The sequence below is a fragment of the Bacillus sp. sid0103 genome, assembly GCF_019219025.1.
Window position 1 is genome coordinate 315,487 of record NZ_JAHUWN010000002.1, and the last position, 23,164, is coordinate 338,650.

15 protein-coding genes are annotated in these 23,164 nt (G+C 42.2%); 7 read left to right on the forward strand and 8 right to left on the reverse strand.

Annotated features, from left to right (window positions below; all coding sequences use genetic code 11):
• Nucleotides 1–68 precede the first annotated feature (68 nt).
• The 4 genes from KW850_RS03620 to KW850_RS03635 all read left to right on the forward strand — a co-directional run bounded on the left by KW850_RS03620 (nt 69) and on the right by KW850_RS03635 (nt 8,733).
• Complete coding sequence (locus KW850_RS03620; RefSeq protein WP_218346202.1) at nt 69–3,806, forward strand: S8 family serine peptidase; 3,738 nt, start codon at nt 69–71, stop codon at nt 3,804–3,806.
• Nucleotides 3,807–5,141: 1,335 nt separating this feature from the next.
• Complete coding sequence (locus KW850_RS03625; protein ID WP_218346203.1) at nt 5,142–5,567, forward strand: hypothetical protein; 426 nt, start codon at nt 5,142–5,144, stop codon at nt 5,565–5,567.
• Nucleotides 5,568–6,124: 557 nt separating this feature from the next.
• Nucleotides 6,125–6,745: a DUF5317 domain-containing protein gene (locus KW850_RS03630; RefSeq protein WP_218346204.1), complete on the forward strand. Its 621-nt coding sequence runs from the start codon at nt 6,125–6,127 to the stop codon at nt 6,743–6,745.
• Between the two features lie 143 nt (nt 6,746–6,888).
• Nucleotides 6,889–8,733, forward strand: coding sequence for a bifunctional diguanylate cyclase/phosphohydrolase (locus KW850_RS03635; RefSeq protein ID WP_218346205.1), 1,845 nt, complete (start codon nt 6,889–6,891; stop codon nt 8,731–8,733).
• 311 nt (nt 8,734–9,044) lie between these two features.
• On the opposite strand, the gene KW850_RS03640 is transcribed toward KW850_RS03635, so the two are convergent.
• From KW850_RS03640 to KW850_RS03665, 6 genes are all read right to left on the reverse strand, one after another.
• Nucleotides 9,045–9,998, reverse strand: coding sequence for an alpha/beta hydrolase (locus KW850_RS03640; protein ID WP_218346206.1), 954 nt, complete (start codon nt 9,996–9,998; stop codon nt 9,045–9,047).
• 214 nt (nt 9,999–10,212) lie between these two features.
• On the reverse strand, nt 10,213–12,825 hold the full coding sequence (locus KW850_RS03645) for a glycoside hydrolase family 38 N-terminal domain-containing protein (RefSeq protein ID WP_218346207.1): 2,613 nt from the start codon (nt 12,823–12,825) through the stop codon (nt 10,213–10,215).
• Nucleotides 12,826–12,852: 27 nt separating this feature from the next.
• Nucleotides 12,853–13,683: a carbohydrate ABC transporter permease gene (locus KW850_RS03650; RefSeq protein WP_218346208.1), complete on the reverse strand. Its 831-nt coding sequence runs from the start codon at nt 13,681–13,683 to the stop codon at nt 12,853–12,855.
• Nucleotides 13,684–14,607 carry a carbohydrate ABC transporter permease gene (locus KW850_RS03655; protein WP_218346209.1) on the reverse strand — a complete coding sequence of 308 codons (924 nt, stop codon included), beginning with the start codon at nt 14,605–14,607 and terminating at the stop codon, nt 13,684–13,686.
• A gap of 88 nt (nt 14,608–14,695) precedes the next feature.
• A complete protein-coding gene (locus tag KW850_RS03660; RefSeq protein WP_218346210.1) occupies nt 14,696–15,958 on the reverse strand; it encodes an ABC transporter substrate-binding protein in 1,263 nt (420 codons plus the stop codon).
• Nucleotides 15,959–16,084: 126 nt separating this feature from the next.
• Nucleotides 16,085–17,038 carry an ROK family protein gene (locus KW850_RS03665; protein WP_218346211.1) on the reverse strand — a complete coding sequence of 318 codons (954 nt, stop codon included), beginning with the start codon at nt 17,036–17,038 and terminating at the stop codon, nt 16,085–16,087.
• 204 nt (nt 17,039–17,242) lie between these two features.
• On the opposite strand from KW850_RS03665, the gene KW850_RS33990 reads away from it, so the two are divergent.
• From KW850_RS33990 to KW850_RS03680, 3 genes are all read left to right on the forward strand, one after another.
• Nucleotides 17,243–18,133: an AraC family transcriptional regulator gene (locus KW850_RS33990; RefSeq protein WP_218346212.1), complete on the forward strand. Its 891-nt coding sequence runs from the start codon at nt 17,243–17,245 to the stop codon at nt 18,131–18,133.
• A gap of 153 nt (nt 18,134–18,286) precedes the next feature.
• Nucleotides 18,287–20,074 carry a class I mannose-6-phosphate isomerase gene (locus KW850_RS03675; RefSeq protein ID WP_218346213.1) on the forward strand — a complete coding sequence of 596 codons (1,788 nt, stop codon included), beginning with the start codon at nt 18,287–18,289 and terminating at the stop codon, nt 20,072–20,074.
• A complete protein-coding gene (locus KW850_RS03680; RefSeq protein ID WP_218346214.1) occupies nt 20,064–20,993 on the forward strand; it encodes an ROK family protein in 930 nt (309 codons plus the stop codon). The genes KW850_RS03675 and KW850_RS03680 overlap by 11 nt, the downstream gene beginning before the upstream one ends.
• A gap of 309 nt (nt 20,994–21,302) precedes the next feature.
• Here the strand turns inward: KW850_RS03680 and KW850_RS03685 are convergent, their stop codons facing one another.
• Together KW850_RS03685 and KW850_RS03690 are read right to left on the reverse strand one after the other, a co-directional pair.
• Nucleotides 21,303–22,163, reverse strand: a complete 861-nt coding sequence (locus KW850_RS03685) for a fumarylacetoacetate hydrolase family protein (protein WP_218346215.1) — start codon at nt 22,161–22,163, stop codon at nt 21,303–21,305.
• A 167-nt stretch (nt 22,164–22,330) separates the two neighbouring features.
• Nucleotides 22,331–23,104: an SDR family NAD(P)-dependent oxidoreductase gene (locus tag KW850_RS03690; protein ID WP_218346216.1), complete on the reverse strand. Its 774-nt coding sequence runs from the start codon at nt 23,102–23,104 to the stop codon at nt 22,331–22,333.
• Nucleotides 23,105–23,164: the final 60 nt, after the last annotated feature.

The window sequence follows — 23,164 nt, forward strand, 5'->3', positions numbered from 1 at the left end:
AACCAATTCTAGTTAACTCAACACACAAAAACAACACTTACAATTTTTAGAAGAGGAGAATGTGAAAAATGGGGAAGCCAACGTATAAGAAATATTTTGCGGCCATGTTGACCACGGCACTTATCGCCGTTCCAACGCTACAAGCGTTTGCCGATGACTCGACCAAGAGTCTTTTACATACGCCAAACGGTCAAGCAACTGCAGATGTACAGGCCATGAATGTGAAAGCAAGTAAGGACAAGCATGTGATCACGCTAATCACCGGCGATGTTGTCACTGTAACAGAGCTAGCTGATGGACAAAGCGTTATCAGTGTTGAACCAGCTGATCCAGCACATAGCGGAGCACGGATCCTAACGCTAGCAAAGGGTACCTATGTAATCCCCGATCAAGCGATGCCCTATTTAGCTTCCGGCTTTTTAGATAAGGACTTGTTTAATGTCACGTCCCTCATTTCAGACGGATATGATGATGCCAACCAGACAACCTTGCCTGTTATCGTTCAATATGCAGAGGCAAAAGGTCGCTCATCTGCAGCCAAGCCTGTTCCAAAAGGGGCCAAGAAAACGCAAGAGCTTGAGAGTATTAATGGGGTTGCTCTTTCAACTGATAAGAAAGAAGCGAAAAAGTTCTGGAAGGACATTACGCAAGGTCAGCAGTCCAAGACCACAAGGACTATGTTGACCCCAGGAATGGAGAAAATTTGGCTTGACGGCCGTGTCGAAGGGACTCTTGAACAAAGTGTTCCACAGATTGGAGCACCTACCGCTTGGAATGCGGGTTATGATGGAAAAGGCGTCAAGGTAGCTGTACTTGATACTGGTATCGATACTGAGCATCCGGATGTTGCGGGTCAGTTGGAAGAAGCTGTGAGTTTTGTTCCTGGTGAAGATGCGCTCGACCGCAATGTCCATGGTACACATGTTGCATCTACAGTCCTTGGAACAGGAGCAGCATCCGGAGGAAAGTACAAAGGGGTCGCACCAGGTGCAGACCTTTTAGTAGGAAAAGTGTTGAGTGATGCCGGTTCCGGTCTAGAATCTTGGATTATTGAAGGAATGGAGTGGGCCGCTCACAAGGCCAAAATTGTCAGTATGAGCCTTGGCAGTTCAGAGTCAAGTGACGGAACAGACCCGATGGCTCAAGCAGTGAACAACCTTAGTGAAGAGACGGGTTCTTTGTTTGTAATCGCAGCGGGCAACACTGGTGCAGAAGGGATTGGTTCACCGGGTTCTGCCGATTCTGCCCTTACCGTCGGAGCCGTTGACAAGTCAGACAATCTTGCTTGGTTCTCCTCCAGGGGACCTCGTTATGGAAGTTCAGGTTTAAAACCAGACCTGACCGCTCCTGGAGTGGGAATTATGGCGGCACGCTCCCATCTAGCTAATAAAGGAAGCGGTTCTTACATCAGTCTTGATGGTACCTCTATGGCTACACCGCATGTTGCTGGAGCAGCAGCGATTCTCTCTCAGCGCCATCCGGATTGGACCGGGGCTCAGTTGAAAGATGCCCTGATGAGTACGACCAAGAAATTGGACGATATTAAGCCATTTGAGGGTGGAACTGGACGCCTTGACGTCGCAGCTGCCACATTGGGTACGGTGCGAGCAACAGGTTCATTGGATTTTGGCTTCTATGACTGGCCTCATGAGGGCGATGTTCCAGTTACGAAGACAATCACCTACACGAACGACAGCGACAAGGAAGTGACATTGGATCTGTCAACAGCCTTTACAGATGGCAGTGGTTCAGATGCCCCTGCTGGATTACTGAAGCTTTCATCAGACAAAGTGACCGTTCCAGCAAATGGAAGTACCAATGTAACCGTTACACTTGACCCGCAGCATGGCGCTCTTGGTGCCCGTTATCAAGGGCAGGTTTCTGCAAATGTAGATGGCAAAACGGTTGCCCATACAGCGTTAGGGATGATTAAAGAAGATGAAAAGTATTCACTTACCATCAATGCAATTGACCGTGACGGGTCCCCTGCCCTAGCTTACATTAACGTCCTTGGTAAAGATGGCGATCCGCAATTTATCGCGGTCGACGGTACAAAGGAATTACGCCTAAAACCAGGCACCTATTCCGTTATGTCATTGATGGATGTTGACGCGGATACTGACCACGCCGGAGTTGCACTGGTCGGTGATCCTGAAGTGAACCTTAATGGCGATCAAACCGTGGAGCTTGATGCCCGGAAGGCGAATGAAATCACAGCGAAAGTGCCAAACGAGAATGAAGCTAATTTTAGAAAAATGGAATATTACCGCACGATTGACGGAAACCCGGTCAATGACATCTACCTCATGCCGGTGTGGATCGATAAAATGTACGCTGCTCCAACAAAAGCAGTAAAAGATGGAGAATTCACGATGAATACACGCTGGCGCTTAACCGAACCAGTATTGACGGTTAACTTCCGAGGCCAAGTTTTGGATGATATCCCTCAGGCGGGAAGTACGCTCCTTAAAGGGCATTATACGTTAGATGCTGTTTATGCTGGCAAAGGTGCACCAGAAGATTACACGGGTCTGGATGTAAAGGATAAAGCAGTGATTGTGGAACGCAGTGATGAAGTTTCAGGCCCGCAACGTGCTACAGCCGCGACAGCAGCCGGCGCGAAAATGTTGATCACCGTAAATGATGGACCACAAGAATTGAGTGAATGGTCTGGAACGGAAGAGTATGAAAATGTTCCAATCGCGGTTGCGGCGATTAGCGGAACAGATGGCGCAGAGCTGATTAAAGCTGCTCGTTCTGGAAAAGTAAAACTGAACGTCAAGGGGAATCCTGACAGTGAATTCGTCTATGATCTGGTCGATAACCATCATAATGCAATTCCAGAAGACGTAACCTATGCACCTAAACCAAAGGATCTTGTAAAAATCAATACGCAGTATAAATCAGACCGCGAGGCACCAGGTGGGGAGTTCCGCTGGGATATCCCGGCATACCGCCCAAATGGAGTAGGCTACCCGATGACTCTATCACTACCATCGGTTCGAACCGAATGGGTATCTGCTCAGGAGGGCACATCCTGGTACCATCAGGCAAGCGTGCTTGACGCTGAATGGGAAGTACGTCAGCCTTTAGCTAAATACAAGCCTGGGCAGCAATTAGATGAAGAATGGTTTGCACCAGTCGTTCGCCCTCGCTTAGGTGCCGGTTTCTGGGGACCATATCGTTCAGGCAACAACTTTACTTTCAATATTCCTGCCTTTGCTGATTCAGGAATTGGGCACACGGGTGCAGACACGAATTACCCAGGGCCGCAAACTCTTAAATTTTATCAAGGCAATACTCTTGTAAAGGAAGCAAAAGGACAGGCGCTTTACTCTTTTATTCAGCACCCAACTGAAAAAACTCAGTACCGATTAGTCAGTGATGTTACTCGCGATCCGGAACGCTGGTATACCTCAGTCAGAACCCATACCGAGTGGACTTTCTGGTCTAAACAGCACGAAGAATGGAAGACAGAATTACCGCTGCTCTCGCTCGATTATAAAGTGGGTACGGACATGAACGGTAATGCCAGTGCCGGCCGCACCATTAAACTCGGCTTGAGTGTTGCTCAGATTGCTAGCTCACCAGATAATGGCAAAGTGGACGGTGCTTCGTTAGAAGTTTCATTTGACGAAGGCAAGTCTTGGAAAAAGGTAGAGTTGGTTCGTGATGGCAATGGCTGGACAGCTGACATTACCCATCCAAAGACCCCTGGAAGCTACGTCTCCCTCCGCGCCAACGCTTGGGATGATGCAGGCAACAGCATTAGTCAGGAAGTTATTAAGGCTTATGGGTTAAGGTAATATAGAGAAGAGAAGGCATCCTACCTTTTGGGGAGGATGCCTTTTATTATTATTATGAGGGTTGGTGTCTATAAACGACCGGACTTTCTGGTTGTCACCCTCTACGGGGGTTTTGAACTTCTTTATGTTACCGTACTCTATCTTTTTTCGCCTTCACGGTCACTTAGAAACTCTCTATGTTACCGTGCTCTATCTTTTTTCTCCTTCACGGTCATTTAGAACCTCTCTTTGTTACCGTACTCTATCTTTTTTCGCCTTCACGGTCACTTAGAACCTCTCTTTGTTACCGTGCTCTATCTTTTTTCGCCTTCACGGTCACTTAGAACCTCTCTTTGTTACCGTGCTCTATCTTTTTTCGCCTTCATGGTCATTTAGAACCTCTCTTTGTTACCGTACTCTATCTTTTTTCGCCTTCACGGTCGCTTAGAACCTCTTTATGTTACCGTGCTCTATCTTTTTTCGCCTTCACGGTCACTTAGAACCTCTCTTTGTTACCGTGCTCTATCTTTTTTCGCCTTCACGGTCACTTAGAACCTCTCTATGTTACCGTACTCTTCCTTTTTTCTCCTTCACGGTCACTTAGAACCTCTCTATGTTACCGTACTCTATCTTTTTTCGCCTTCACGATCACTTAGAACCTCTCCATGTTACCGTACTCTATCTTTTTTCTTCTTTACGGTCACTTAAAACCTCTTTATGTTACCGTTCTCTTCCTTTTTTCTCCTTCACGGTCACTTAGAACCTCTCCATGTTACCGTACTCTATCTTTTTTCTTCTTTACTGTCACTTAAAACCTCTTTATGTTACCGTTCTCTTCCTTTTTTCTCCTTCACGGTCACTTAAAACCTTTCTTAATGACCGGACCCTCTGATTTTCACTCTTTACGGTAATTTAGAAGCCCTTACCTCTATTCTTTCATGAAGAACTTCAGCTACCCTTCCAACTGATCACAATCTTTTATACTCGTTAAGCAGGTTACTAAAGCCTACTTGTATTCCTTTCAATCCTCCAGCGATGGCGGCAATTGTGTATAAAAATGCACACTATGTCACTATAAGAGGTGTTTTAATGAAAAACTCAAAAATTTTTTCAGAATCCTTGCCTTAAAAAAATTAACAAAATTTCAATACTTAGGAATCAATTTCATTCGATCATTACTTCTGCTTGGATTTCAATATATGAAAGATTACTCTCGGAAAAGGATTGAGTCGGAGGAATATCTGGTTCGCTGAGAGTTAGCTGAATTCAAATATAGAAAAGTCTACTGCCTGCTCTTCACTCATTTTAATCAACCGACATATCTTATTATATTAAGACAAGGTATGGAGGGATTATGTGAAAACTGAACACCTTGATGATGTTAGAAGTGATATAGAGGAAAAAATAATTTGTTACACTAATAACATAAGAAAAATTAAAGTGAAGGCTAAGAAGCTAAAAATTCTTACGGTTATCTTTTCATTTTTTATCACATTCTTATCTAGTACCAATCTCACTTACATCGGCTTGACTGAACCAATGTCCAATATTTTAATAGCATTATGCAGTGCGATTATTCCGGCCTTGATTGCCTATGAGGGAATTATTGCTGATTCGAAACTGATAAAGCAGCAGACGATTACTCTTCACCGCCTAACAGAATTAAAGCATGATATAAATTTATGGAACATGGAAGAAATGGATGAAAACCATCTCGACATTAACAAAGTCAACCAGATCCAAAAAAAGTTCGATGACATTATGAAAAGGGAATTTTTATAACTTAGACCAGTTCGAATAACGAATTGGTTTTTATTTTGTTTAGGGATAGTTGCATTTCAATATTCGCTAAACTGACAAACATCGCCTATTTCCCACACGATTCCCGATTAAAACACCTGAAAGTAATGATTTAAAATGATTTCTCTTCCTAAGCGGAGTAGGAAATAGTCGATATACGCGAAAATATTCCGCAGGAAATATCCTATATTTCTACAAAATCAGAGGCTTTCACTAGAACATATATTGGGCTAATTCATCAAATTAATTTTTTTCGCAAAATAATGCACAACTAAGATGGTACAATCAAGTTATATGAGAAATTTCAATAGACAAATCATCCTCGAGTTGTTTAAAAAAACCAGGCATTTCTTCAAAAAGGAGAAATGCTTTTTTGTTGTAGGAAAAGAGCACTACTCCAAAATACACAAATTATACAAAAATCAAAAGAATATTCCCTTGCATTCGACGAAATTCTTTGATTATATTATTGTGGGAATATTTTTCCTTCGTAGAATTTTTGAAAATTTCATATATTCTAGCATAGGTGGGTAGCAACTATGGTATTTGACGGCATTATCATTTCGTTTATAGTAGGGTTTCTTCGAAAAGGAAACTTACGAGCACTAGCACAGCTAAAGCTTAAATGGGGATGGATCTTTCCTCTTCTATTAATTGTTGAATTAGCCGTTTTTATGCTCCAAAACGATAGCAAGATTCTTGGACAAATCAGCGGGTCTATCTACATCGTGGTTTATGTACTCGGACTGCTATTTTTATTTATGAACAGCAAAAACCAAGGATTTATGCTGATTTTAATTGGAGTATTTCTGAATTTTTTAGTGATGGTCATTAACGGTGGACGAATGCCGGTATCAGTAGAGGCTGCTGCCGTTTTGGATCCAGGTTACATCGAAGCCCTCAAAGATAGCTTGTACGCTAAACACACCATGCTTAATTCTTCAACGCATCTAGGATTTTTGGGAGATGTTATTCCCATCTCAGACCCTTATCCACGAACACAAATTATTAGTATCGGCGATATCATTATGAATATCGGAATCTTCTTTTTCATTCAATATTTAATGGTTCATCATCCACTCACCAAAAATGTAGTTACGGCACCTCCACTACTTAAAGGAGGTGAAAAAGATGAAAAAGGAACAAAAACAGGGTATTAAATTAACTGGAATTCTTTACAATGCAATTATTATTGGTTCTATCATTATTGCTTTAACTTCTGGTTTTAGACTAGTTTAAGAGTATAATAATGGGGGAAGTAATCCGTTACTTCTCCTATATCTTATATATGAGAGTGATTTAAATGAGTTTATTAGAGACAACAACAAATAAGTACTTTTTTCTAGTGTCCACATTAGGTTTGTTAACCTTTTTTGCTTTTAATGACTTCCCTCATCATTCTATGTATAAATGGTTAATCATTTTTGCTTTAGCCGGATCAATTTTACTATTGAACCATTATCCTATATTACTTCCTCCAAAGGGTAATTCGCTTTCTATGGATTCTTCAATATTCCTGGCAAGTCTTTTTTTATTTGGACTAAACTTAACTTTAGATGTGTTACTACTAAATTCCATTCTATTTGCCTTTACTCAACGGAAAACTGTTTGGTGGAAACATGTTTTTAATTTCTCTATCTATTCTTTAATGAATATTGGTGCCTATTATGTTTTCACCCTTACAGGTGGTGGAATTGGAAGCATCCACATAAATAACTTGATACCCTATTTATTATCGTTAAGCATCTATTTTGCAATAAATGTACTTCTTATTGGAATCTATTTTATTCTTGCTGAGGCAGAAAGCTTAGTCAATGTCTTTAAGGATATTATAAAAGAGACCATTGCCACTTATTTTAGTACACTTATGCTTTCATTAGTACTTGTCATTTTAATGAAGAAGGAAGAAACATTGGGTCTTTCTCTTTTCACCATTATTGCCTTTTTATTGTCTTTAGCATTTAAACAGCATTTTAACTTGTATAAAGAGATTTCTGAAAAGGCTAACAAAGATTTCCTGACTGGCCTTAACAACCACGGGTACTTCAAAGAAATCTTGGAAAAAGAAGTAACGGCCGCAAAAGAAAATGATCAGTCATTATGTGTGGTCATCCTCGACATCGATGATTTTAAAAAATACAACGATCTCTACGGTCATATTCAAGGGGACCATCTCCTTCAAGAATTTGGTGCCCTGTTGAAAACCAGTTCTGATGCGGCAAACTATATCGTTGCCCGCTATGGCGGCGAAGAGTTTTCGATCATCATGCCCAATACTAACCGCAAGACCGCTTATTCGTTCATGAATGAATTGCGGAAGAAGGTAAATGACACCTACTATAAAGGGGTCGAAGGTCTCCCTTATGGCTGCTTGTCCTTTTCATCTGGGATTGCCGAATGTGAAAAAGAGACCTACAATATTTCTGAACTTCTCAACAAAGCAGACCAAGCCATGTATGCTGCCAAAAACCAAGGGAAAAATCTTGTTCAAATTTATAATGGGCTTTCAGAATACTCCGTACAACAATCCCTTTCCCTTGAAAAAGAGTTGGAGGAAGCAGAGTTTCAGTTAAAAATCTTCCTCTCTAAGGATGTTTATACCTATCGCCATAGCAAACGTGTCTACCAATATGCGATGGATTTCTCACGGGTGCTGAACTTAAGTGTCCATGAACGAAAAACGCTGATTCTCGGAGCACTTGTCCATGACATTGGAAAAATTGAAATTCCGCGTGAGATTTTAAATAAAAAAGACAAGCTCGAACCTCATGAATGGGAATTGATGAAAAAACACGTAACCTTTGGTAAGGACATCATTTCCACGAATAAAAAATTAGAAGATCTGATTCCTCTCGTGGAACTCCACCACGAACGGTTTGATGGAAACGGCTATCCATATGGGTTAGCCGGAAAATCGATCCCAAAACTGGCTCGAATTCTCTGTGTGATCGATTCCTTTGACGCAATGACAACAGAGCGGCCTTATCAAAAAACAAAAACCTTCCAAGAAGGCATAGCTGAATTACGCCACTGCTCTGGAAAACAATTCGACCCTCAATTCATCGAACCGTTTATCGCCATGATCAAGGAGTATGATAACACCGGGGAAGAATGGAAGAATGAGGTCGCCGCAACTACCGTATTTTAAGAAAATGACCTGAGCCAGGCTAAACGCCTGGCTTTTTAGCTATTTGTAGGTAGAGGAATGATGGAAAAAGCGGCCAAAATTATCATAGGACGGTTGAACGTATTATAGTTTGGCGTCTGCATCGGGGGAAACCGTAAATAGAGGGCCCTTCGGCTATCTCCAATGGACCGGCACCCTTCCAATAGACAAAACTCAACGAAAAACTTGCATAATGTCCTTCGGCTCACTTCCGATAGACAAACCCCCACTAAAAATGTCTTTCGGCTCGCCTCAGATGTACTCCTAGGATCTTACTAACACCTTTCTACCGTTCAAGTACTATGAAGTGCATGTCTTAAGGCTTGGATATATCCGTCCGTAGCTCTTTGGCTAATTTCTGCCTCCGGTACTAAATTTTCAAAGCCGTGGAAACAGCCAGGGTATAAATGAAACTCAGTTGGAACCCCTGCCTGACTTAACCTTGTCACATAGTCTAGTGTTTCATCCCGGAAAGGATCTAGTTCGCCAACGCAAGTATAAGTAGGCGGTAATCCTGACATGTCCACAGCACGAGTTGGTGCTGCGTAGGACGATATATCCTCCTTTTGCTGATCACCTAAATACATTTTCCAAGCCTTTATATTTGCATCCCGGCACCATACTCTTTTATCCGTAATTTGATAGCTGGACATCGTAACATTACGATCATCAATCATTGGGTAAAGCGGCATTTGAAAGATGATCGGCGGACCTTGACGATCTCTAGCCAGTAAGGAAACCGCTGCGGTGAGTCCTCCTCCAGCACTAGCGCCAGCAACAGCAAGACGAGATGGATCTACTCCTAACTTGCCAGCATTTTGGGCAAACCACTTTAACGCTGCATAGCAATCTTCTGGTCCTGCAGGAAACGGGTGCTCAGGTGCCAGCCGATAATTTACAGAAACAATTACACAATTTGCTTCCGTAACGAAGCGGTAACAGATAGGATCTTCATTCTCAGCTGCACCGATAATATAGCCCCCACCATGAATAAACAGTAAACCTGGAAGCAACTTCTGCTCCGCTCTCTCTTTCGGTTCGTAAATGCGGACTTTGATGTCGGGGTCACCCTCTGGGCCTGAAATATATCGCTCAGAAACGACAACATCAGGATGGGGCGCTGTTTGTAGTTGTTCCACGATTCTCGCCATAACTCTCCTAATTTCCGCTAGATCATCTAAATTCAAATCTGGCAAAGCTGAAAAAGCTGGCCGTAATTCAGGATTCACTTTTCCTTCCATTTCCATTCCTCTTTCCTCCTTAAACCCATAAATTATAAATCTCCATCCATTTACTAGCTATCTATCAGTTTTAAGATACCTGGTAACATCAACTAATTTCCCATCAAACTACAAGAAAAGACAGAGAGCACACCCTCTGTCTTTTCTACACGGACAAATCACCTAAAATGTCCACGAGCGGTGCCTGACACCACAATGTCACCACAATGTCACCACGATGTCACCCCAATAAGACCCGCACGAGTTTGAGTTCGCCTTTTTGGAGCTGGATGTTGATCTGATTGTCGGCTACACTCACTGCCATTCCTTCAATTTCTTCTTCTAATATGTTAACAATCTTTGCATCTACGACTAATCTTCCAGGTACGGAGAAATGGAATTCGCCCGCATGCTCGTTTAGATTTCGCAGCATCAATATAAGTCCATTTCCGTCTTCTGCCGGTTTAATGGACAGTGGGACAACGCCTTCACCACTAGCACTAAAGAGTTCGCCGCTTTCTTCCGCTGGACAATCAACGGCAACGTTCATCTCGACCGCACCCGCTGCTGTCACACCGGCTTCATAGGCGTCAACAGGGTTAAACTCACTGAAAGGAGTCAATTCATATGTAAATTGAACTCGCCCTGGCTGACTAATCCAGAAGTTTGTATCCCAATAATTGTTCATCGGCCACGCAAGTAATAACGGATTTTCTTTCCGTTCAATACGCTTGCTTTCTTTTCCGAAGTTGAAATCACCGATTTGTACCAATGGTGCATCTGGACAGGCCAGGGTTACTCCCTTCGCCCCATCATAAACAGATACCGTTTGATCCACCGTTACCCAGTCGCGGCTAACCGTCCCCATTTGCTCCTGGTCCAGCTCAATAAACATCCCAGCTGAATCAAAATGGCTTCGCCACCCTGCATTTATTGATAAAGGAAAAGCGAAATAAATCGATTCAGGTGTGCGCACGTCTTCCTTGTCAAGGGAAGCATGCAACTCAATACGAGGGTGTTTCGTCGACAAGGTGATTCTTTGTTCTAAACGACTAAGCCCCGCTGCCTCCAATTGCATCACAAACGAAACGGTATCCTGTTGTTCCTCTATCTTCCATGAAACCACCCGCTTTGCACCTTCACGTTTGTTTATCCAGTCATGATTCCAGACACTGATGCTTTGATTGCCTTTATCAAGGTCGCGCGGGAAGAAGGTTGAACGATGTTCAGGATGATGTAAAGGATCGATGCTTTCTCGCACAAATTCAAAGAATGTCCATTCGCTTGTTTCATCCAGCATAGGCCAGTTGCGGGTTTTATCGAAAACCTGTTTTATCCGTCCTGAAACGGGGTTAAAGGTTAACGTATAAAATGGCGTGTCGATTGTCTCTTCCGTCACCGAATAGCCCATTGCCTCCTGAGAAAATCCTGATGCTTCCAACCACAGTTTTTCAAACGGGATTTTTCTCCAAGAAAAGGGAGCAAGTTCCACCGTTCCGAAAGTTTGAACCTTGATTTCATCTTTTCCGTACGGGAGATATTGTTTGATTCGTGCAGCCGACAAATGGCGGCCCTCTGTCAGATAGTCCTCTGGAATCGCTACTTCCACCTGCTGCGGCACACTTGATGTGTTCACGAGCAGAACACCTTCCGGCTTTTCGGATTGGAGCGGATTACCCGCGGCCGCTTCCATCTGCTTTCCTAACACATACGCCGATAAATCCCCCGCTTTGTACGCCATATGGGATTTATGGGTTCGCTGAGAATACACCTCAGGATGATCTGGGTCTGTAATTGAAGCTGCGGCACCCCAGGTATGCTCATCATAAAGGTCGGCCTGAAGTTTCGCCTCACGTTTGACCTGCTCGTACTGTGCTTCAAAATCACCTTGCAGCGTTTCAAGTAATTCTGCTTTTTTCAACCCTTGCTTTGTTCTCCGGTTGATCCGGGTTTCTCGCGCTGAACTGCCCGAGCCAAAATTCCAATAATCCGTCCAATCGCCCGAATACACTGGTACATCTTCCAGACGAAGTCCCTTTACGCGCTCCAGCAGCATTTCAGGAGTGACAAATCGGATCGTTTGCTCATGACCCTCTTCGTTAAACTTCCGAACAAGCGCGGCCAGACCTGGGTCAGGGCAATTATTATCGTACAAAGGCGGGTTCGTCGCCGTTAGAAAAATAAAGTCCTGATCATAGCCATTTTCCTCTAAGCGGTTCACATATGCTTGAATTCCCTCTGCCATTAAATCCGTACTGGACATCGAGGTGTGAAAGAATTGACTGAACAGCGAATAGTGCTCACCTTGGAAGGTTAATAATTCCCGTTGATCGGGAGTTTCCCACCGGAACACGGCTGGACGTTTAAACGGAATCCCGCCAAAATGAACATTGATTCCTGTGATATAGAAATCAACACCCGCATCCAATAAAATTTGACTCATTGGCCATGGCTGACCATTGATGTCGTGATTAATTGCCACATTGATAGGAATGCCAAATTTTTCACGTAATTCCTTGATTGGATAGAGCATTCTAGCCATTTGTTCAGAACTGCATAGTGGCGTGGAATGGACCATCATCGCTGCGATGCTCATTTGCCCATTCCCAAGCAACCGTTTGAACGTTTCAACCCTTTCTTCCGAAGCGGTTTCCAGCCACTTCAACACAGGATAGGTGGCCTCACACGTCCAGCGAAAGCGGGACTCTTCAGGATAATCAGCCGTTTGGAGACAGAGTTCGATTGCTTGATCGATATAATCCTTTTGTAACTCCAGTAGTAATGGTTGTGGATGGGTATATCCGATATCCAGATGACTATGGTGCAAACATAATATTTCTTTTATTTTAGCCATATTGCCGACTCCTCTCAATTTATAAAATTAGCCTTTCACGCCGCCGCTGGCTACGCCATCGAGAATTCTTTTCGAGAAAAGAATGAAGATGACAAGAATCGGTACCGTTGACATGACAGAAGCAGCTAGTGCCAAATCCATGGTACTGATTAAGTTTTTCGTATATTTAACAACAATTAATGGCAAAGTTTTATTTTCTTCGCTTTGTAAGAAGATAAGCGGTACGAAGAACTGGTTCCAAATTTGCACTGACATGATGATACAGATCGAAAAGACAACAGGCTTGGCCATTGGAAACATAATCTTATAAAAAATCGTCCATTCCCCTGCCCCGTCAATCACAGCTGCCTCATAGATATCCTTTGGCAGTTTGGCAAAAAAATCGGTCAGCATGAAGACCGGCATCGAGATGCCTGTTCCCAAGATGAGAATAACGGATGCAAACGAGTCAATCAAATGGAAATCTCTCATTAACAAGAAAATCGGAACAATTCCCAGTTGGACAGGAAACATCAGCCCTACTAAAAAATAAATTCGTACAAAGTTTCTGCCTTTGAACATGTATCGTCCGAGCCCATACGCGACCATCGAGGATAATAAGGTAATCACAATAAGGGTTAACACCAACACAATCACACTGTTAAAGAAATACTTTTGGAAGCCGTCATTCACAAATAAACGGACATAATTATCGAGCGACAACGATTCGGGAGCACCTAATGTGTTGGAAAGGATGTCAGAGCGAGACCGTAATGAATTGTAGATCATATAGATAAAGATAAACACAGTACCCAGTGAGTAAATCCATAACATAATGCGGGCAATGGAAACAGAAGCACCTTTATTTTGATCTATCACTTACGATTCCTCCTTTCGATACATAAGTAGAATTTGAATGAGTGCTAAGATGAAAATCATAAAGAACAAGACACAAGCAATGGTTGTCCCCATTCCCATCGAGTTTTCGCTAATCGAGCCGCCAAGTGGATTGGAATCTCCAAACGCCATACGATAGAAGAAGAGTGACATCACATCGACACTTCCGTCTATGCCGCCCGAAATGCCGCCGAGAATATAACTGAAATCGAAAATTGTCATCCCGAAAATATAAGAAATAAGCACAAGGTTCAAAATCGTTACTTTGATTTGCGGAATAATGATGTAAAACAAGCGGCGCCAAAATCCTGCGCCATCAATGTATGCCGCTTCTAAACTGTCCGTTGCAATCATTTTCATTGCACCCACGAAGAACATCATTCCTACACCGATTCCTGCCCAAGAAATCATCAGCCACACAATATAGATTCCTAGATTAGGTAACCCCAGCCATGGTTTGGCGTATTCCCCTAGTCCGACAGCCTCGAGGACTTTGTTCACCAACCCAATATTTGAATCTAGTAAAAGTGTAAAGATAAAGATGATGACAGGTGTTGATATAAATTGCGGAGAAAAAATGGCCGCTTGGAAAATCTGGTACCCTTTTGTTTTTGAATAAATCATATACGCCATCAAGATTTGAATTGGTATAATCACAATAACCGTTAAGACGAATAGCATCAGACTGTGCTTTAACGCATTCATTAACTGCGCTAACAATTCTTTATTACTAAACAGTTCCACATAGTTTTGGAACCCAACAAAAGTTTTGGGACCGATTCCGTTCCAATGATACAGACTGATATTAGCCGCTGCAAAAATCGGATAAATCACAAATACTGTATACAAAAGGAACCCGGGTGCTATAAACAAGATAAACGGTCTTTTCTTAAAAAAGGCAAGCATTTGTCCCACCCCTCTCTTTTATTCATAGTGATGAAATAAATTGTCGACTAAGAAGTTCCCCCTTAGTCGACCCTTTACGATCTTTAAACTATTTACTTTTTTTGATTTCATCCATTATCATTTGTGCAGCTTCTTCGCCCGTAATTTTAGACGTCATTAACTTCGGAAGCACATCTGATAATAGTAAGTCCTGTGGCTTAGACTTTTCATTCGCCACACTAGATAGTACATGATAAATATTATTCCCAACCTTATCAAAGGCAGCTAATTCGCCAACCGTTTCATCTTTTGGTTTAATATCATCTAAAACAGGGATATTTCCGTTCATGTCTTCAAATACTTGCTGGGATTCTAAACTATTTAAGTATTTAACATACTCCGCTGCTTCTTTTGGATGTTTCGTTTTTGCTGAAACGGCATACGTATTGAAGTTACTTGGTCCACTTTGAGCGTAGCGGATGCCTTCTTTATTCGGAAGCGCAAAGCGGCCAACTTCCATAGACATATCCTTATACACATTGTTGTTCCAAGTTCCATCAATCGTCATCGCAGCTTTACCATTTGTAAATGCAAGCTGGGCACCTGCACCATCGACGGCTTCAAAGTTTTTGCCATAGTATCCCTTTTTGGCGAAGTCTTGGTATGCGTTGAACGCATCAACCATTTCCTTTGTATCGATATCTTGTTTTCCTTCTTTAATTTGCGTTAACACATTATCAAATAAGGTAGAACCTAATACTTGAATGAACCAGTAGCGGTCAAAGTCACCTTTACCTCCAAGAGCAAGTGGTGTTTCACCATTGTCTGCTAATGTCTTGACGATATTTTCGAAATCAGACCAATTCTTTGGTTTATCTAACTTATACTTTGCAAAAATCTCTTTATTATAGTAAATAACAGCATAATCCAAGAATGAAGGCATTGAGCTGTATAGTTTGCCGTCCACTGTCGCGTAATTGATCGACTCTTCAGGGAAGCGGCTTATATCCATCTTGAACTTATCTAACGGAAGCAAGAAGCCATTTTTCGCCATCTCAGCCATTTTCGTTGACTTGTTTCCTTGCACCCAGAATAAATCAGGTAGGGAATCAGACTGAATCGCAACGTTGATTGAATCAAAGTTCCCCGCATATTGGTAGTCAAGCTTGATGTTTGGGTGTTTCTTCATGAAATCTTCATTAATTTTTTTAAACGGTCCTTCCAGTACAGCCTGATTATCGGTATCTCCCCAGACCTTCAATACTACTTGATCTTTCCCATTATTCGACGCACTCTCTTTTGAACAGCCGAATAACATACTCGATAAAATCATGAATAAAGCTAAGATTCCAAATACCTTTGCGTTTTTCATTCATTTCATCCTCTCATTTTGTATTTCTGTGTATTTAGATTGGTAAATAACTAGATTACTTATGAAATACTCTAGATGAATGCTGCTTGTCACTTGTGATATTTTATTTTTTTTTAAAAGAATCAACTAAATATTGATCATGGTATCTTGTCCCATTTGTTTTAATAGGATTGCCTTTGAAAGCCCAATAAATGTGCTGTAGGATGTTTGGTTCGATAATTCAATGATGACGTTTTCATTTTTTAATACGCTTTCTAGTTCATCCTTAAACAGCTCATGGCTTTTGGCAATTTGTCCCCCGATAACCAATGCATTAGGTTGGAAAGGTTTCATGACCATTACTAGCATTTCTCCTAATAACCTTCCGAAGCGACGAAACACCTCTTTTTCATCAGCTTTGCCCGTTCGTGCAGCGTTGGCCATTTCTATTAAGCCTAGATTTGGATTAACATGTAATTGCTGGGCAATTCGGAGGATTCCCCTTGTTGACATATAGTCATCGACAATCGACTCGTGGAATGGAAGGCAATACACCCAACCATTCGGAGGAATGTCGTCACGGTCTTTTATAATCTCTCCATTTTCCATAAAAGCAGAACCCGTGCCATTTCCAAGTGTGAGGTACAACACCCTTTGATATTCCTTCGCTTCACCAATGAACCACTCACCCAATGCAAACATATTCACATTGTTTTCAAAGACAATTCGAAACTGTGGAGACACCCGAACCGCAAACACCTTTTGCTGGTGTAAACGTGCTGTCAGCTCTGTCCGTAAATCCACTCCGTAAAGAGATTCAAATTTATTGACACCACTGATCAAACAAACGCCGTTTACATAATCGAATGGACCAGGGAAAGCAAAACCAATCCCTTCAATTACCGCATTCTTGTCCATAATTTTTCCAATTTGGCGACAAATGATCTCAACAAAATGAGTCAGGATTTCCTCCCGATTCGCACCACTTTTGGATGGAAAATAAGACTCGGTATTCGGGAATATTTCCCCGCGGTCATTTAAGACCACTCCTTTAATAAATAATCCGCCTACATCAAATGCAAGATAATAATGATTGTACAATTATTTCACATCCTCCTGTGTCTAAGTATAGACAGACCTAGAGATATCGTCTTTACGAATATGCGTCATATTTTTATAAAATGAAGACACAGATTGTTCAAAAGTTCTACCCATTCCTTGACAAACATCCGCGACGCTTTACTATTAATATAGAGAAAACGTTCAGGCAGCCAGCTTAAACTATGAGGAAATGAGGGACAGCCCGTGGAATTTACACAAAGTCAATTACTTAAAGGGAATACCTTATTAAACCAGCAAGCCGCTTATATTAAGGGGACAGACGTATCTTTATATGTCCACTACTGGGGTGGAGAAACCGCCCTAAAAACAAATATGCTACATAAGCACTCTTTTTTCGAAATCTGCTATATCGTTAGCGGCAAAGGAATTTATATAGAAAACGGACAAGAATTTCCCTTGTCAGCTGGGACACTTTTCGTATCACGTCCGCAAATAAAACACAAAATTATCAGCCAAGAGGATTTGTACATATTATTTGTCGCCTTCGAACCGATTTATGAAGAATCGTCCCAGGCAGGAAAGGAATTGTTTCAACGTTTGTCTACTGTTGAACCCTTCCTGATTACCTTCGAAGACGAAGCATTGATTGCCCTGATGTGGAAAGTGCTGCTTATGCAGGCCCAGCATTCTACAAATTACATCCATGATACCCTGATTTCGCCGAGCTGTTCCTTAATCGTATCGTTAGCCGAGCAATTTTTGAAAGATAACGATCCCGCAAAGGACCTGAAGAACCAACCCGTCTCAACCACACTTGTTCACCGAGCCAAATTATATATCAGGGACAACCTGTCCCAGCCACTTCGCTTAAAAGATGTGGCGGACAATCTCCATATATCTAGCCGGCATCTGTCCCGCTTGTTTACGGAGGAATTAGGGGTAACCTTTACCCAATATGTTCGGAACGAACGAATTAATCTAGCAACCATCCTGTTATCGACTACAGACTTATCGATCAAATCTATTTCCGTCGAAACCGGATTTGAAACCGTCCATTATTTCACGACTGTTTTCAAAGAAGTCATTGGCGTGACCCCAGGGGAATTTAACAAGCAGCTTACGACTCATAATTAGAAACCAAGGGCCTTCCATTTTTGGAAGGTCCTTTACGATTTTCCCTCAGATGTCCTCTTTTTGAAAAAACATGACTCGCTTATGTAAATACATAAGCATCTTCCACAGATATACTGAACGTAGAATAAGATTGAAATGGGAGGAATTACGTTCATGTTCAATAAATATCCAATTAACCCTGTGCGTCAACTTCTTGAATCCAACCCACTCAGGGTTGGGTATGAATCCATTATTGAAAACATCCTAGCAAACTTGGAAACAGATCCGAACCGATTTCCTTTGGTAGTGATTGACGGGACTCATGGGGTCGATTACCAAAAGTTCCTTCAACCCTTAATTGCGACGATAGAAAAACAAGGATACACTCCGATTGTCCACAGTACAGCTGGTTACATAAAATCTGGTGAAGCGCTCCGGGAACAATTCGCTGTGAACATTACCGACAATCGTGCCTTTGGCTATGTGGTCGAAGCTGATATTTCTGCATATTTTGTGGACCATGCCCAGTCTAGCCTAGCAGCGTCCCTCCAAAAAGAAGACAGCACCGGAAAAAAAGTAGCGATCGTTTTTGGTCCAGGTGCCTATTGGCTTACAGAAGGTACTTGTGATGTAGTCTATTTTCTCGATCTTTCCAGGGAAGCCCAACAAACTGAATATAAAAAGAATCTCTTAAATTTCGGAATGACGTGGAACCGTGACTTTGTCGAAAAGTATAAGATTGCTTATTTCGTCGAATGGCCGATCCTCGAAACCTATCGTAAGAAACTCCTAAGCAGGATCGATGTTTACGTGGATATGAACAACCCAAATAAACCAGTCACCACCACTGGTGCCGGACTAAAAGCCATCATAGCGCAAATAACAAAAGCCCCGATGCGAGTAAAACCGTTCTTTGCACCAGGAGTTTGGGGCGGTCAATACCTCAAAGACATGGCCGACCTTCCCGAAGATTGGATCAACTGCGCTTGGGGATTTGAGCCGATTGCTCCTGAAAATTCGATTCTTATCGGGTATGAAGATACCGTCATTGAGGTACCATTTCTCATCATCATGGCACTCGAGCACACAGCGATTATGGGGAACCGTTCGGTTGGATTATTCGGCGATTATTTTCCTGTCCGCTTCGATTATCTAGATACCATTGATGGAGATAACCTGTCCTGCCAGGTTCATCCGAAACAAGATTATGTTCGCAAACAGTTCAATGAACTAATGACGCAACAAGAATCCTATTACATTATGGAAAAGAAAGGTGACTCGAAAGTCTACCTCGGATTAACAGAAAACAGCACCAAAGAAGGATTCCTAAATGCGGTAGTCCATTCACAAGAAACAGCGGAACCGATGCCATTCACAGACTATGTCAATGAGTTCGATTCGGAAAAAGGCGACTTGTTCCTGATTCCAACTGGAACGGTACACTGTTCAGGCAAAGATAATCTGGTCCTAGAAATTTCCTCGACCACTTGGTGGTTTACCTTTAAAATCTATGATTACTTACGGAAGGACTTAGATGGAAAACCGCGCCCTGTCAACATTGACCATGGCTTTGAGAATATTGATTTTCATAAAAAAACCGACTGGGTTAAAGGAAACTTGATCCCTGAACCACAGCTGATTCAACAACAAGGCGAGAACGAAGAATACTTGCTCGGTCAACGCGATGATCTCCTTTTCTACGTCAAACGGATTCACCTGCACACCGACTGGCAGGATCACACAAACGATGAATTCGTGATGTATAACCTTGTCGAAGGAGAAAAAGTGCGCATCGTCTCCTGTGATGATACGACCGTATTTGTTGAACTGGCTTATGCTGAATCGTATATTCTCCCATCAGTGTTCGGTTCCTATAAGATTGTCAATCTCGGATCCACTCCATGTAAACTCATTAAAGCAGGGGTCTCTCCTGACTGGGATGTGAGTTTCATTGAAAGCTGATCTTGTTTTTGCTTTAGATGTAGGCGGTACATTTATTAAGGCATGCGTCATAGAGCAAACGGTGCTGATGGATGAGACCGTTTGCGAGTTTGAGGCACACTCTCAAGAAAGCAAGGACATCCTCATCGATCATTTTGCCAACATACTCGAGACCCTTGCCAGAAAATACACACAGGTTAAAGAACTGGACGGCGGACCCTCATTCCATGGAAAATCAATCGGAATCGGTTTTGCCTTCCCTGGTCCCTTCGATTATGAAAATGGAATTAGTTTTATTAAGGGCTTAAATAAGTTCGAATCCTTGTACGGGGTTTCGCTTCGGGAACAACTACTTATGAAATTAAGCTCAACGCACCTGTTTGAAGGCACGAAGGAGATTCAGCTGTCCTTTGAGAATGATGGCCGCCTGTTCGGACTTGGGGCGAGCACGAACTATCCAGGTGAGCGATTAATTTGCCTAACGATCGGAACGGGACTTGGCTCGGTATTTATTGACGAGGGGAACATTATCTATGGTGGGGAACATGTTCCTGCTGGGGGCTATTTATATAATCAATGGTTCCAAGACCAAATGGTTGATGACCATTTCTCGCGCAGAGGTATTTTGAAAGTGGCGGCGGAAGAAGGACTGCTGCATGAAGGCATAGATGTAAAAGACATCGCCGAGTTAGCGAAGAGTGGAAATAAACAGGCAAGTTCCATTTTCCTTCAATTTGGCAGCGACCTCGGGGAAATGCTCCTCCCATTTATTGAACAATTTCATCCGGACCGAATCATCATCGGAGGACAAATCGCCAAAAGTTTTGACCTATTTCAAAGCAGTTTGAACGAAAAGTTGCACAAAACATCTACAAAGACTACTTCACTTGAACATGCACTAAAGCATACATTTATTGGTATTTCTAGGTTATTTGCCTAAGACAATGACCTGAGCCAGGCGAAACGCCTGGCTTTTTTAACTTTTCTTAGATGGGTAACTATAAAAAGGTAACTAATAAACTGGCTTGGCGGAATAACTGATGATGTTGGCGGAATCCCTCTGCAGTTTGGCGGAATAAATCTAAAAATCGACGGAATTCCTCCACTTATTGGCGGAATTCAATCATCATATGGCGGAATAATTCCAAACGCAACTGATAGATTACTAGATTCACTGAAAAAAGTTGAATTTCCGCTGAAATTACCATCCAGCTATCGGAAATTCAACTTTTATTTGCGAAACCATCGTTTAAGAACGTTTAACAAATGTATTCGTAAGCACACCTAATCCCTCAATCTCAATATCAACGCGGTCCCCCTCTTTTAAATACGCTTGTTTTTCTGGCGGATACCCTAGCACCACGCCTTCAGGAGTACCCGTCAGGACAATATCACCAGGTGATAACGTCATATATTGCGAGAGGTAACTCAAGAGATACTCGCAATCGAAAATCATGTCTGATGTATTCGACCTTTGCCGTAGTTCCCCATTAACATAGGATTTAATTGCTAGCTGATTTGGATTTTCGATTTCTTCCGACGTGACCAGATAAGGACCTAGCGGACTAAATCCATCACAGGTTTTCCCAAGCAGCCATTGATTAGTTCGAAATTGTAGGTCACGTGCGGATAAATCATTCGTAGCACAATATCCCAACACGCATTTATGTGCATCTTCCCGAGCAACGTGTTTCATTTTCTTTCCAACTACAATCACCAATTCAGCTTCATAATCTAATTGATTCGTTTCATTCGGGATGGCAATCTCCGCTTGATGAGCGGTTAAGGTATTATTAAATTTATTAAAAATAATTGGATATTCTGGAATTGGAGCGTTGGTTTCTTCGGCATGTTTCCGATAATTCAATCCGATACAAATGATTTTCCCAGGATTCGGTACACACGGACCGAGTTGTAATTCTTCCTCATTTAATAGCTGCCGCTTAATTTCTCCATTTTCGACCTGATTTACTACACTTGAAAGCTCCTCTAATACTTGTTGACCACCTGATACTATTTCTTCAAAGCTTTGAGGTATCTCTAAGATACCTGCATCCAGTTTAATGCCAACGTTTAAACGATTTTCTCGATAAAAGGTTAAGAGTTTCATAAAATCCCTCTTTCATTGTATTTACTAGGCCATTTTCCAAACATAGTTCCACCCTCATTTTATAGAGTTAACTACGCCATTTTTCCGAACATTTCTCCTCTATCCATTTATAGAGTTAACTACGCCATTTTTCCAAACGTCGCTCCACTATCCATTTATTGAATTAACTACGCCATCTTCCCAAACGTGGCCCCGCCATCAATATATAATGGGGATCCCATCATAAACTTGGACTCATCAGAAGCTAGAAACAAGGCCGCTTGAGCGACATCTGTTGGTTTTCCTAACTCACCACTAAGTTGACGCTTTTTAATCGTTTCCAGCGCTTCATCATAATTTTCGTAGAATTTACGCAAATATTCATCAACAAATGGCGTTAGAATCGTACCTGGCAATAAGGCATTGACGCGAATATTATACGGAGCATAATCGACCTGCATCGCTTTCGTTAACGATAGAACGGCTCCCTTTGTAGCCGCATAGACCGCTCGCTTGAGCAGACCCAATTCTGCCACGCATGACGACATATTGATAATACAGCCTTCTTTTCGGTCGATCATGTGTGGAAGCACATATTTGCTCGGTAGAAACACGCCTTTCACATTCACATCGACCACTCGGTCCCATAACTCCTCTGATACTTCATGGAGAGCGCCTACCCCCGAAATACCGGCATTATTGAATAATACATCGATCCTTCCGTACAATGCTAATGCTTGAATGATCATCGCTTCGACCTCTGCTGCATTGGTTACATCTGCTTGTAAAAAAACAGCTTCCCCTCCTTCAGCATGAATCTCATCAACCGTCCTTTTCCCCTGTTCTCCTGAAAGATCATTCACAATAACCTTGGCCCCTTCGCTTGCAAACAGCAGGGCTGTACTCTGCCCAATCCCCGAACCCGCCCCTGTAATGAGCGTCACCTTATCTCTTAGTCTCATGCTATCGCCTCCTCTATCAACGTTTTAACCGGAAAAACAGTTTGAAACTCGCCCTTTAAA

Bases quoted from the DNA above. Each gene is read 5' to 3' on its own strand.
- KW850_RS03620 (WP_218346202.1), top strand. From the start codon at position 69: ATGGGGAAGCCAACGTATAAGAAATATTTTGCGGCCATGTTGACCACG.
- KW850_RS03630 (WP_218346204.1), top strand. From the start codon at position 6,125: ATGGTATTTGACGGCATTATCATTTCGTTTATAGTAGGGTTTCTTCGA.
- KW850_RS03635 (WP_218346205.1), top strand. From the start codon at position 6,889: ATGAGTTTATTAGAGACAACAACAAATAAGTACTTTTTTCTAGTGTCC.
- KW850_RS03640 (WP_218346206.1), bottom strand. From the start codon at position 9,998: ATGGAAATGGAAGGAAAAGTGAATCCTGAATTACGGCCAGCTTTTTCA.
- KW850_RS03645 (WP_218346207.1), bottom strand. From the start codon at position 12,825: ATGGCTAAAATAAAAGAAATATTATGTTTGCACCATAGTCATCTGGAT.
- KW850_RS03655 (WP_218346209.1), bottom strand. From the start codon at position 14,607: ATGCTTGCCTTTTTTAAGAAAAGACCGTTTATCTTGTTTATAGCACCC.
- KW850_RS03660 (WP_218346210.1), bottom strand. From the start codon at position 15,958: ATGAAAAACGCAAAGGTATTTGGAATCTTAGCTTTATTCATGATTTTA.
- KW850_RS03675 (WP_218346213.1), top strand. From the start codon at position 18,287: ATGTTCAATAAATATCCAATTAACCCTGTGCGTCAACTTCTTGAATCC.
- KW850_RS03685 (WP_218346215.1), bottom strand. From the start codon at position 22,163: ATGAAACTCTTAACCTTTTATCGAGAAAATCGTTTAAACGTTGGCATT.
- KW850_RS03690 (WP_218346216.1), bottom strand. From the start codon at position 23,104: ATGAGACTAAGAGATAAGGTGACGCTCATTACAGGGGCGGGTTCGGGG.